10 protein-coding genes are annotated in these 11,883 nt (G+C 66.8%); 5 read left to right on the plus strand and 5 right to left on the minus strand.

Annotation, left to right across the window (positions count from 1 at the left end; translation table 11 throughout):
* Positions 1-68: 68 nt before the first annotated feature.
* On the minus strand, positions 69-1,352 hold the full coding sequence (locus tag GO986_RS15535) for an MFS transporter (RefSeq protein WP_157460222.1): 1,284 nt from the start codon (positions 1,350-1,352) through the stop codon (positions 69-71).
* 73 nt (positions 1,353-1,425) lie between these two features.
* Between GO986_RS15535 and GO986_RS15540 the strand changes: the two genes are divergently transcribed.
* Entirely contained in the window at positions 1,426-2,334 is a 909-nt protein-coding gene (locus GO986_RS15540) for a helix-turn-helix transcriptional regulator (RefSeq protein WP_157460223.1), read from the plus strand.
* A 140-nt stretch (positions 2,335-2,474) separates the two neighbouring features.
* On the opposite strand, the gene GO986_RS15545 is transcribed toward GO986_RS15540, so the two are convergent.
* From GO986_RS15545 to pgeF, 4 genes are all read right to left on the minus strand, one after another.
* Positions 2,475-3,725 (minus strand): type IV pilus twitching motility protein PilT, encoded by a 1,251-nt coding sequence (locus tag GO986_RS15545; protein ID WP_157460224.1) that lies wholly within the window; start codon positions 3,723-3,725, stop codon positions 2,475-2,477.
* 39 nt (positions 3,726-3,764) lie between these two features.
* Positions 3,765-6,443, minus strand: a complete 2,679-nt coding sequence (locus tag GO986_RS15550; protein WP_157460225.1) for a type II/IV secretion system protein — start codon at positions 6,441-6,443, stop codon at positions 3,765-3,767.
* 129 nt (positions 6,444-6,572) lie between these two features.
* Positions 6,573-7,097 carry a YqeG family HAD IIIA-type phosphatase gene (locus tag GO986_RS15555; RefSeq protein ID WP_224575638.1) on the minus strand — a complete coding sequence of 175 codons (525 nt, stop codon included), beginning with the start codon at positions 7,095-7,097 and terminating at the stop codon, positions 6,573-6,575.
* The gene (gene pgeF, locus GO986_RS15560) at positions 7,094-7,852 is read right to left on the minus strand and encodes a peptidoglycan editing factor PgeF (protein ID WP_157460226.1); all 759 of its coding nucleotides are present in this window, start codon (positions 7,850-7,852) and stop codon (positions 7,094-7,096) included. Before pgeF ends, GO986_RS15555 begins: the two co-directional genes overlap by 4 nt.
* Positions 7,853-7,972: 120 nt before the next feature.
* On the opposite strand from pgeF, the gene GO986_RS15565 reads away from it, so the two are divergent.
* The 4 genes from GO986_RS15565 (at position 7,973) to GO986_RS15580 (ending at position 11,563) form a co-directional block, all read left to right on the plus strand.
* A complete protein-coding gene (locus GO986_RS15565) occupies positions 7,973-8,761 on the plus strand; it encodes an enoyl-ACP reductase FabI (RefSeq protein WP_157460227.1) in 789 nt (262 codons plus the stop codon).
* A gap of 548 nt (positions 8,762-9,309) precedes the next feature.
* Complete coding sequence (locus GO986_RS15570; RefSeq protein WP_157460228.1) at positions 9,310-9,726, plus strand: isochorismatase family protein; 417 nt, start codon at positions 9,310-9,312, stop codon at positions 9,724-9,726.
* Positions 9,723-10,763 (plus strand): M42 family metallopeptidase, encoded by a 1,041-nt coding sequence (locus tag GO986_RS15575; protein ID WP_157460229.1) that lies wholly within the window; start codon positions 9,723-9,725, stop codon positions 10,761-10,763. The genes GO986_RS15570 and GO986_RS15575 overlap by 4 nt, the downstream gene beginning before the upstream one ends.
* A 71-nt stretch (positions 10,764-10,834) precedes the next feature.
* A complete protein-coding gene (locus tag GO986_RS15580; protein ID WP_224575631.1) occupies positions 10,835-11,563 on the plus strand; it encodes an IclR family transcriptional regulator in 729 nt (242 codons plus the stop codon).
* The last annotated feature ends 320 nt before the right edge of the window (positions 11,564-11,883 follow it).

Below are 11,883 nucleotides of genomic sequence, written 5' to 3' on the forward strand. Positions count from 1 at the left end.
ATCTGCGATCAGAAGGCGAGCTGCGGCCTGATGAAGTTGATCGGTCCTCCTCTCAGTCAAGCCACCCGTCAGTCTCCGGCCCTGGCCAGAGCAGGCCGCTCCGGCCGCCCAATGCCCTGCGTCAGCGCCGCTGCGGCCAGGGACAGCAGAGCCGCCACGATGAACGCCACGCCATAAGACCCCAGGGCGTCGCGCGCCACACCGCCGAGCCACGCGGCCAGCGCCGCGCCGACCATGTGGGCGCAGAAGACCCACCCGTACACCGTGCCGACATTCCCCCGCCCAAACTTGTCGGCTACTAGCGCGGTGGTCGGCGGCACGGTGGCGATGTAATCCAGGCCGAACAGCACGGCGAAGGCCACCAGCCCTGCGCCCGGCGGAATGAACAGCAGCAGGGCCAGGCTGACGCCACGGAAGGCGTAGTAGGCGCCCAGCAGCAGGCGGGGGTCGTAGCGGTCGGTCAGCCAGCCACTGGCAATCGTGCCTGCAAAGTTAAAGGCGCCCATCAGCGCCAGCATCCCGGCTGCGTACCCAGCGGTCAGGCCCGCTTCTGTGCAGTACGCAATAAAGTGCATGCCAATCAGGCCGTTTGAGGTGGCCCCACAGACAAAAAAGGTGAGCGCCAGCAGCCAGAACTGTCCCGAACGCACGGCCCGCCGCATTACCCTAGGGTCGGGCCGGACGCTGGGCGCCTGCTCGCCGGGTTTCAGCCCCAGAGGCTGCTCGCCGACTTCGGTGGGCTGGTCACGCAGCAGCGCGGCGGCTGGAATCAGGGTCGCCAGCGCCAGGCCTCCGATGATGACGGCACTCTGGCGCCATCCCAGGGCCCCGGCTATGGCGGTCAGGAGCGGCAGAAACAGGAGCTGGCCCGCCGACCCTGCGGCGCCGAACAGCCCCATCACCAGGCCGCGCCCGGTCACGAACCAGCGGTTGGCGATGGTGGCCCCCAGCACGCTGCCCACGATGCCGGTGCCCAGCCCGCTCAGGACGCCCCAGACCAGATGAAGCTGCCAGGCGGTGTGAATCAGGGCGCTGGCGCCGAAGCTGGCGGCGATCAGCAGAAGGCCCGCTGCTGTTACGCGGCGGGGACCAAACCGGTCCATCAGGGCGCCACTCAGGGGCCCACCCAGGCCAAACATAATGAGGCCCAGAGACGCGGCGAAAGACAGCACCGTGCGGTTCAGGCCCAGGTCGCTCTGCATGGGCAGCAAAAAGACTCCCGGCGCCGAGCGCGCCCCGGCCGAGAGCAGCAGCACCAGGGCCGCCACGGCAACGACAATCCAGCCGTAAAACAGCCCAGGACGGGACGTGGAGGGCCTCTGCTCTGACGGCGGGAGATCCAGCGGCGACATGACGCTACGGTAGCGGCTCTCTTTGAGGCCTGTCTTGCAAAAAATTGCTGGTCTGGCTGCCTATGCTGACGCGGTGAGCGCAGACCTGACGCCACGCCGGGCGCCCCTGAAGCGGGATGAAGCGCAGCTGTGGCGCGTGCCCGCACTGGGCGGCCTGGACGTGTTACAGGCCCGGTTCGTCAAACAGGCCTTTGCGCGGCACACGCACGAGGAATTCACCGTCGGGGTCGTGCATGAGGGCGCGGCGGAGTTCTGGAATCGCGGCGCCGAGCGCGTGGCGCCACCAGGCAGTGTCATGCTGATTAATGCCGACGAGGTCACCACTGGGCATTCCTGGGCAGAAGGCGGGTACCTGCATCTGGTGCTCTATCCCAGCGCTGAGCAACTGCGCTGGGTGGCCGAACAGGTCACTGGGCGGTCGGTAAACACGCCATTCTTTCCGCAGAGTGTGGCGGCCGCGCCAGCCGTGGCGGCGCGACTGACCAGGGCGCATCAGGTGCTGATCCATCCGGCGGCGTCGCAGCTGGCCCGTGAAACGGCGCTGCAGGACGCCCTGGCGCAGCTGGTCACGGACCTGGGAGAGGCGCGGCTGTCGCCGGGGCGCGTGGGCCAGGAGCGGGCCGCTGTGCGGGACGTGCAGGCCTATCTGGAGGCGCACGCCAGCGAGGAGGTATCTCTGGAAGATGTGGCGCGCGTGTCGGGCCTCAGCCCCTTTCACCTCTCGCGGGTCTTTCGGCAGGAGGTCGGCCTGCCGCCTCACGCCTATCAGGTGCAGGTGCGCATCCGGCAGGCCAGGGCCTGGCTGAACGCGGGCTGGAGTCTGGCCGAAGTCGCGCTGGCGACGGGCTTCAGTGACCAGAGTGCATTTTCAAACCAGTTCAAGCGGCATGTGGGCGTGACACCCGGCCAGTTCGTGAAAGGGGCGCCCGGTGCAGGGGAACACTGGTGGTCAGAGGCTAGGCTGCCACCGCGCAACCCATAGGCAGCAGGCGAAGACGCCCTAACCGTGCGAAGGATGAAGTGGGCGGCCCGTCTCTAACCTGCCCCGAGAGTCTCGACAAGGAAGGGGCGCGGGCTTCCTGATGGAATGACCCGCGCCGCCTGCCTCTGCTTTTTGGCGCCTTACCGGCGCCCGTAGGAGCCGCCGCCCCCCATCTCGGGCGTGCTGGTGCTGCGGGCGTCCCCACGGCCCACGTCGCCGCGTCCTGTGGACTGGGTGGGCGCCGCCGTGCCGAAGCCCTGCACCGGCGCGCTGCCGTAGCCAGCGGGGGCCGCCGCTGCGCCCCCCGCGTTGCCAATGCTGGGGTCGTTGGCCAGGCGGGCAAACTCCTTGGCGTCCACGGCGCGTTCCACGCCCACGTCAAAGGAGATCACGCGGCGGCGGTACAGGTTGGCCAGAAAGGCGTCCATGGTGACCATGCCTTCGCGGGCGCCGGTCTGCATGACGCTGGTGATCTGGTAGGTTTTGCCTTCGCGGATCAGCGAGCGCACGGCTGGATTGGCGATCAGCAGCTCGTAGGCCAGAATCCGGCCCTGCCCGTCCAGGCGCGGCAGCAGCTGCTGGGTCATCACGGCGACCAGGTTGTTCGCCAGCTGCACGCGAATCTGCTCCTGCTGCTCCTCGGGGAATACGTCCACGATACGGTCAATGGATTCCGGCGCGCTGTTGGTGTGCAGGGTGCCCATGACCAGGTGCCCGGTTTCGGCGGCCGTCACGGCGGCCTTGATAGTCTCGTAGTCGCGCATTTCGCCCACCAGAATCACGTCGGGGGCCTGACGCAGGACGGCGCGCAGGGCGTCGTTAAAGCTCATGGTGTCGGCGCCGACCTCGCGCTGGTTGATGATGGACTGCTTGTGCGTGTGCATGAACTCGATGGGGTCTTCGATGGTCATGATGTGCAGCCGCTTGGTGGTGTTGATGTGGTCAATCATGGCCGCCAGCGTCGTGGACTTGCCCGAGCCAGTCGGGCCCGTGACGAGCACCAGGCCGCGCGGGGCGTTGGAGATATCCACCACGTTCTGCGGCAGGCCCATGTCCTGCGCACTCTTGATCTTGGTCGGAATCAGACGCAGCACCCCGCCCACATGGCCGCGCTGCATAAAGGCGTTCACGCGAAAGCGGGCCTTCTCGCCCAGGGCGAACGAAAAGTCCAGTTCGCGCCGCTCTTCAAAGGTGCGCTGCTGCTTTTCATTCATCATGGAGTACATCAGCTTGCGGGTGTCGGTTGGCCCCAACTCGTTAAAGCCTTGGGCGTCATAGACGCCTTGCAACTTGAACTGCGGCGCCAGCCCGACGGTAATAATCACGTCGGACGCGCCCTTGTCGGCGGCAAAGCGCAGGATGTCGGTGATATCGGGGGCAGGCTGGGTCATGGGGGGGGTACCTCGGAGCAGGGGAGAGGAGGGCGGGGGTTACTTGCTGGTGACGGCCAGCACTTCTTCCAGGGTGGTGACGCCGTCCAGGGCCTTTTCAATGCCGTCCTGGCGCAGGGTCTTCATGCCGCTTTTGGTCATGGCGACCTCGGCGATTTCGGTGGCGTTCTTGCCCGAGCCGATGGCGACGCGCAGCGGCTCGTCAATGACCATCAGTTCGTGAATGCCCATGCGGCCCTTGTAGCCGGTGCCGCCGCAGCGGTTGCAGCCGGCGCCGCGCATCAGCTGGGCGCCCTTGAGGTCGCGCTCGGTAATCCCAAGGCGGCGCAGCACGTCGGGGTCGGCGTTGGTGGGGGCCTTGCAGTCATTGCAGACCTTGCGCACCAGACGCTGAGCGACCACACCCACCACGGCGGCGCCGATGTTGAAGTGCTCCACGCCCATTTCCTCCAGACGCACGATGGCGCCCGGCGCGTCGTTCGTGTGCAGCGTGGCCAGCACGAGGTGGCCCGTCAGCGCAGCTTCTACGGCGATCTTGGCAGTTTCGGTGTCTCGAATCTCGCCCACGAAGATGATGTCCGGGTCTTGTCGCAAGAAGGCGCGCAGTGCGCGGGCGAAGGTCATGCCCGCGACGTTGTTCACCTGCGACTGAATGATGCCCGGAATCTCGTATTCCACCGGGTCTTCAATGGTCGTGGTGTTCTTCTCGGGCACCGCGATGCGCTTGAGGGTCGAAAAGGAGGTAAACGATTTGCCCGAACCGGTCGGCCCCGTCACCAGAAAGATGCCGTTGGGCTTATGGATGGTGTCCAGGTAGCGCTGGTAGTTGTGTTCGGAAAAGCCCAGCTGCTCGACTTCGGGGATGTTGCTCGCCTTTTGCAGGAGGCGCATCACGGCTTTCTCGCCGTACACCGTGGGCAGGGTCGACAGGCGCAGGTCCAGGTCAATCGAGCCCTTTTTGAAACGCACGCGGCCGTCTTGCGGAATGCGGCGCTCGGAGATATCCAGGCTGCCCAGAATCTTGATGCGCGCCAGGATGCTCTGCGAACTGCCCTTGGGCAGCGAGTTCTGCTCGCGCAGGATGCCGTCCACGCGGTAACGCACGCGCAGGGCGGTTTCCGTCGGCTCGATGTGAATGTCCGAGGCTTCCTGCAGCGCCGCTTCGCGGATGATGTTGTCCACCACGCGCACCACGGCGTTGTCGTCCAGCCCCGCCGAGATGTCTACGTCGTCGCCGCGCTTGGACTCTTTCTCGCGCTTGTTGCTTTCCTGCACCAGTTGCTGGTTCAGGTTGGCCATGTCCTGATTGCCGAAGTACCGCTCAATCAGGCGGATGATGTCTTTTTCTGCCATGACGGCCGGCACGATGTCGCGCCCGGTAATCAGCTTCAGGTCGTCCAGCGCAAACACGTTGCGCGGGTCTTTCATGGCGATGACCAGGCCCTCGCCCTGCAGCCGGATGGGCACCACGCCGTAACGCCGCGCGGTGGCTTCCGGGATCATCAGGGCGACCTTGGCGTCGGGTGGGTTCTGAACCGGGTCCAGGAACTCGTAGCCCAGCTGTGCGGCCAGCGAGCGCGCCAGCATCTCGGGGGACAGCTTGCCCGACTGCACCAGGGTGTCTTCCAGGCGACCGCCGCCCGCGTTCTGCTTCTGCAAGGCGTTGTCGATTTCGTCGGCGCCCGCGAAGCCCAGCTCGACGATCACCTCGCCCAGCGGCTTGACGCGGCCTTCGCGGGCCTGCACCTGCAGGGCCTCGCGCAGCTGCGCGCGCGACAGGGTGCCCTGCTGCACCATCTGTTCGCCCAGGCGGCCGCGCTGCGGGTAGAAGCGCTCAATCAGCAGTTCCACGTCGCGCGTCTTGGCCAGAATCAGCTGCACCGGGCGGCCCACCAGGGCCTCAAGGTCGTCGCGTTTGCGCGGGTCACTCGTCACCATGGTCACGCCCGCGTCGGTTTCGTCCACCGGCACTGCAGAGAGGCGCAGGGCGTCGGCGCGCAGCATGGAGCCCAGCACATCCTCGCTGGGCTGGAAGTCGCGCGGATTGCGCAGGTACACCGTGCCGGACTGTTCGGCCAGCACCTCGTACAGCTGGTCTTCGGTGATGGCCTTCTGGGCCACCAGGGTCGCGCCCAGCGGCTCGCCGGTCTGCTGCTGGGCGTCCAGGGCGACTTGCAGCTGCGCGTCCGAGATCATGCCGCGCGCGATCAGGCGCTGGCCCATCATGCCGCCGCCCTGGCTGGGCTCGGCGTCGGCGGGCAGGTCCACGCTCATATCCAGTTCGGGGTAGTTGCTGGCGATGGCCCACATGATCTGGTCGCGCAGCGCCTGGTACGGCTCGATGTTCAGGCCGCTGTCGTCTTCCAGTGCCTCGATGGCGTAGCTCGACAGGGGGTCCACAATCGCTACGCGCAGGGTGCCGTTGTCCATGGCAAAGGGAAACGCCTGCACGTTCAGGGCGGTCTGGGCGCGCACGGCATTCAGGGCGGCCGGGTCGGGCGTGACCACCAGCAGGTTCACCAGCGGAATCCCCAGGGCTTCTTCAATGGCGCGGGCAATGCGTTTTTCGCCCACCAGCCCAGAGTCAATCAGGATTTCGGCCAGGCGCCCGCCCACTTCGGCGTGGCGCACGAGGGCCTTTTGCAGGTCAGAGTCGTTGACGTAGCCCTGCTCAAGCAGGATGGCCCCGAGGCGCCGGTCACCGATAGAAAGTGCCATAGTTCATGTCTCCTTGCGTCACAACTGCCGTGAGGGCGGGGAAAAGGCGGGGAAGGTTTAAAAGAGCCAGCGCGTAGCCGGAAAGACCCAGCGGCGGGCGAGAGGAAAGATCAGGAAGGGCGCCCATGGTCAGGGCCGCCAGTCGTGGCCGTAGCGCTTGAGCACCGCGCGTTCTAATTTGCGGGCCACGCGGGTGTGGGGCAGGGCATTGACCGCCAGCGGCTGTACCAGGATGGTGTGCATGCCGCACAGGTTGCCGCCCAGCACGTCGGTAAACAGCTGGTCGCCCACCATGCCCACCTGCGTCGGGGGCAGCCCCAGGCCGCGCAGGGCGTGGCGGTAGGCGCGGGGGTTGGGCTTGCCCGCCAGCCCCACGCCCTGAAACCCCAGGTGGTCCAGCCAGAACGCGGCCCGCCGGCCCGTGGCGTTGCTGAGCAGATAGAGCCCAATGCCACTCAGCTTCAGGTCGCGGGCCCACGCCAGCACCTCGGCGGCCTCGCCGCTGGCGTAGCTGCCGTAGGGAACCAGGGTGTTGTCGAGGTCCAGCAGCAGGCCGTGCAGCTGACGCTCGGCCAGAAATTCAGGCGTGATGTGCGTAACGTGCCCAATCACGTCCCTGGGCCTCAGCAGGCTCTTGGAGCGCAGGCGGGTCACGCGCTCACCGCCTCGGCCGGGTGGCCGATCACGGCCCACATCCGCCCGGTGCGCCCGGCGTCCCGCCGGTAGGAATAGAAGTCAGGTTCGGTCGAGCAGCGGCCACTGAGCCACAGGTGCTCTGGGTGCAGGCCTGCCTCCAGCAGCACGGCCTGGTTGGCCGCCGCCAGATTCAGGTGAGGGTGTTCGCCGTGCCGCACCAACGCCGCACTCAGTCCCGCCGCGTCAAACTGCTGCGCCACGCCCTCGCCCACCGGGTAGGCTGCGGCGCAGATGCCGGGGCCCACCGCCGCGCGGATGCGTTCGGGCCGGGCGCCCAGCCGGGTCATGGCCTGCACGGTCTGGGCCGCCACGCGCCCCAGCGTGCCTTTCCAGCCGGCGTGGGCGGCGCCCAGCACCCCGGCCTCCGGGTCTTCGAGCAGCAGCGGGTAGCAGTCGGCGGTGCCGATGGCCAGCAGGACACCGGGGCGGTCGGTGGTCAGGGCGTCGCCAGTCCAGTGACCTCCCTGCGGCGCATACACCACGTCGGTGCCGTGTACCTGGGTCAGGCGGGCCACCTGCGCGGCGTCAAAGCCCAGCGCCGCGCACAGGCGGGCGCGGTTTTCGGCCACGTGGGCCGGGTCGTCCTCCCGGTCATCCAGGTTCAGGCCCGCGTAGGGACCGCGTGACACGCCCCCAGCACGCGAACTGAAAGCGTGCGGCGCAGTGAGGTGCGGCGCGTGAAGAAGCATCAGGTCATCAGTATTCCTGGTCATGTCTCACCAGATTCTGACGGGGGGGGTAGGGGGGGTGTTCATGTTCCGGCGCCGGCAGCTGCGGGGCCTTCTTGCACCGGCTTCAGCGTGCCCGTCGCCGGCCCTGGTACAGTCCCCCGCATGACGGTGCAGATTGACCTGACAAACAAAACGGCCCTGGTGATGGGGGTGGCCAACGCCCGCAGCCTGGGGTGGGCCATCGCGCAGGAGCTGCTCTCGGCCGGGTGCCGGGTGGGCTTTTCCTACCAGGGCGAGCGCCTGAAAAGCGAACTGGACAAACTGCTGGCCGGCCGCGAAGGCGTCTGGAGCCAGCAGGCCGACGCCACTGTGGACGACGACCTGAGCGCCCTGTTCGCCCGCGTCAAAGATGAATTCGGGCACCTGGATTATCTGGTGCATTCCATCGCCTTTGCGCCGCGTAGCGCGATGGACGGCCGGTTCGTCGAGACCACGCCAGACGACTGGAACACCGCCCTGAATGTCAGCGCCTACACCCTGGTCTCGGCCACCCGCCACGCCGAGCCGCTGCTGCGCCCCGGCGGCAGTATCGTCAGCCTGACCTACCATGCCTCTCAGCAGGTCGTGCCCAAGTACAACGTCATGGGTGTGGCCAAGGCAGCGCTGGAAGCCGCCACCCGCTACCTGGCCAGCGAACTGGGGGCAGCCGGCGTACGCGTAAACACCATCAGCGCGGGCCCCATGCGGACCATCGCGGCGCGTTCCATTCCGGGCTTCGGCACCATGTATGAAAAGGCCGCCGCCAGCGCGCCCCTGGGCCGCAACGCCACCCCAGAAGAGGTGGGCAAGTTAGCCCTGTTTCTGCTGTCCGACCTGGGCAGTGGCGTGACGGGGCAGACGGTGTACGTGGACGCTGGCGCCAGCATCATGAGCATGAAGGTGGAGTCCTGAGGGCAGTTTTTGCTCCGCGTTCGTCCGGGATTTCATGAGCCGGCGGTGTTGATGAGGCAGGGTCTGCGCCCTCCCCTCAACTGCGGCCCCTTCGAGTAGAGCGTCTGCATATCCTTGAACGAGGATGTCCAGCCGTGCTCTTCACCGCGCTTTATGGACCGCCGTCCCTCTTGTTGGCCTAGCGCTCCTGATAACAATTCTGCTGCTCAGCACCCCTGACCAGCGGCCACCGCGCGAGGTATTTGAAGCCCTCTGCGAGCGCAGCATCCGCAGCTCACCTGAGGTCGTGAAGGGCCAGACGGTCCGGGCGGTTACCTTGACCTACAACGCCAGGGGCGGTCAAACGCCTGAACGGGCAGACTTCGCTGGCTTCAGCGTTGCATTTCTTCAGGGCAGGACGGTCACGTCTGGGTTTTGCCGGCTCAATGGCACCGGCACCGATGTGGTCCTCAGTGAGCTGAGCAGTGTTCGCTTCTGACCGCTTGTTTTTGCTCGTTTCTGGGCAGGAATGCGGTGCGACCCCCACAGAAACCCCTATGCTGCCGGGCATGAGCCTCACGCCCAACGCCCTGCTGCTGCTGAACGCGCAGCGGCACGACCTGGATGACCGACCCGACGAACGTCAGCTGGCCCGCGACTGGGCCCACCTGGTGGATGAGGCCCGCGCCCAGGGCTGGCTGATTGCCTATGTGCAGTGGGACGGGCCAGAAGAGGAAGGCACCTGGGCCACCTTCTCGAAAGCCTGGACCCTGCACCCGGACTTCCGCGCCGAGCAGGGTGACGTGCTGGTGCGCGCCTCTTTGCCCGACGCCTTTACCGGCTCTGACCTCGGGGCGCAGCTGCACGCCCGCGCAGTGCAGACGCTGCATCTGCTGGCCCTGCCCGGCACCCTCGAGCAGACGGCCACAGCGGCCAGTGCTGCCGAGCAGGGCTTTACCGTCCTGACCTTGGAGTTAAGCGCATGACAATGAACATGGACTACACCCTGGACGTGCTGGTGCGGCTGCTGGACACCCCCAGCCCCACCGGCTTTACCGAGCGCGCCGTGGCGCTGCTGGACACCGAGCTGCGCGCCCTGGGCGTCACGCCCACGCGCACCCGTAAGGGCGCCCTGACCTGGGAGGTGCCGGGCACGGCTGGCGGGCACGTCACCTTCAGCGGCCATGTGGACACCCTGGGTGCGATGATCAAGGAGATCAAGCCCTCGGGCCGCCTGCGGCTGTGGGGTCTGGGTGGCTACGACTGGGCCACCGTGGAAGGCGAGGACGTGCGCGTGCATACCCAGGCGGGCCGCGAACTGACCGGCACGGTGGTCAATGTGCGCCAGAGCACCCATGTGCACGGCGCGGCCCTGCGCGACCTCAAACGGGAAGCGGCGGTCATGGAAGTGCGGCTGGACGAGCAGGTCTTCAGTGCCGCCGATGTGCTCGCCCTGGGCGCTGCCGTCGGCGACTTCGTGAGCTTCGATGCCCGGCCCCGCGTGACCCCCGCCGGCTACGTCAAGGCGCGGCACCTGGACAACAAGGCGGCAGTGGCGGTGTTTCTGGCGGTCACCCGCGACCTGCTGGCCCGGCCAGCGCCGATCACAGCGGCCTTTCATATCACCACCTATGAGGAGGTGGGGCACGGCGCGGCCACCGGCATCCCGCCTCACACCGATGAGCTGATTGCGGTGGATATGGCGGCGGTGGGCGACGGCCAGACCAGCAGTGAACACCACGTCACCCTGTGTGTGGCGGACGGCGGCGGCCCTTACGACCACGCGCTGGGCAACCGTCTGCGGGCGGCAGCCACTGGGGCCGGCCTGGAGCTGCGCGTAGACATTTACCCCTACTACGCCTCGGACGGCACGGCGGCTTGGCGCGCGGGTGGCGACTACCCAGTGGCCCTGATCGGCCCAGGCGTGGACGCCAGCCACGCCTACGAACGGACCCACACGGACGCGCTTCAGGCCACTGGCGCACTGATGTTGGCCCACCTGCACGCGACTCGCCTGGCCTGAAAACGTTTGCCAGTCCCCGCTCTTTCCCAGGGGTGGTATACAAGGCGGCTTTGTCCCTGTAGGCTGGACGAGTGCTGTCGTTACAGAAAGCGGCGAACATCCTGGGGGCCTTCAGTGCCGAGCAGCCAGAGTGGGGCGTGCGCGCCCTGGCGGCTCACCTGAACGTCCCCCGCGCCACCGCACACGCCTACCTGGCTGGCCTCACCGAGGCGGGCTTCCTGCGCCGCACCCCGGCTGGCAAGTACCGCCTGTCCTGGCACCTGGCCGAGATGGGCGCGCAGTTGACGGCCGCCCTGCCCTGGTTTCCCGAGGCCCGCGCCCTGATTACCCGCCTGGCGCTGGAGGTGCGCTCGGTGGCCTTTCTGTGCATTCTGGAAGGTGAGGAAGTGGTGGCCGCCATCCGTGAGCGTCACCCCGACGCCGATATCGACCTGCCTCTGGACGTCTATCTGCCTGCCACAGCGACAGCCAGCGGCAAGATTCTGTACGCCCACGCCGATCTCACGCCGCGCGCCTTTTCGGCCTGCACACCCAGTTCGATTACCTCGATGGATGAGTGGCGCACCGAAGTGGCCAAGGTGCGCCGCCTGGGCTACGCCTATTCCATCGAGGAATGGGTGCCGGGCCAGTGCACCCTGGGCGTGCCGTACCACGCCCTGACCCATCCCGATGCCCTGCCCGGCGACAGCGTGGTGGCCGCTATCGGCGTGCAGATGAGCGCCCAGCGGTATCTGCGCGAGGAGCGCCACATCCGCGAGCGCGTCCTGCAGATCGTGCGTGAAGCCGAGCATCTGGCCTGAAAGGGCTAGGGAGCGCATTTGCTTGGCTGGGTTTGGCAGAACAACTGAATATGAGAACCCATCACTCAGCGTTGTAGCTCTCATTAGCCAGACTCTGATTGAGTCGTTTGAAAGAACGGTGGTGTGACTGGAGCGAGCAGGAATAAGGCTGCGTGCCGGCCTGCTCACGGTATAGACGGAAGCTGCGTCAAAGCATTCTTACAAAGTTGTGAAGTCATGCCGGTTGAGATGGTTGGTGACGCTCTTTCACTGGCCAGTTGACGCAGAACTGCTGTCGGGGGAAGGGAGAGGCAGTGAAGAGACGTACTCCACTGCCTCTG

The sequence above is a fragment of the Deinococcus arboris genome (assembly GCF_009755355.1).
Lineage (GTDB): Bacteria > Deinococcota > Deinococci > Deinococcales > Deinococcaceae > Deinococcus > Deinococcus betulae.

Coding starts and splice junctions, on each gene's coding strand:
- GO986_RS15535 (WP_157460222.1), bottom strand. CDS start 1,352: ATGTCGCCGCTGGATCTCCCGCCGTCAGAGCAGAGGCCCTCCACGTCC.
- GO986_RS15545 (WP_157460224.1), bottom strand. CDS start 3,725: ATGACCCAGCCTGCCCCCGATATCACCGACATCCTGCGCTTTGCCGCC.
- GO986_RS15550 (WP_157460225.1), bottom strand. CDS start 6,443: ATGGCACTTTCTATCGGTGACCGGCGCCTCGGGGCCATCCTGCTTGAG.
- pgeF (WP_157460226.1), bottom strand. CDS start 7,852: ATGACCAGGAATACTGATGACCTGATGCTTCTTCACGCGCCGCACCTC.
- GO986_RS15565 (WP_157460227.1), top strand. CDS start 7,973: ATGACGGTGCAGATTGACCTGACAAACAAAACGGCCCTGGTGATGGGG.
- GO986_RS15570 (WP_157460228.1), top strand. CDS start 9,310: ATGAGCCTCACGCCCAACGCCCTGCTGCTGCTGAACGCGCAGCGGCAC.
- GO986_RS15575 (WP_157460229.1), top strand. CDS start 9,723: ATGACAATGAACATGGACTACACCCTGGACGTGCTGGTGCGGCTGCTG.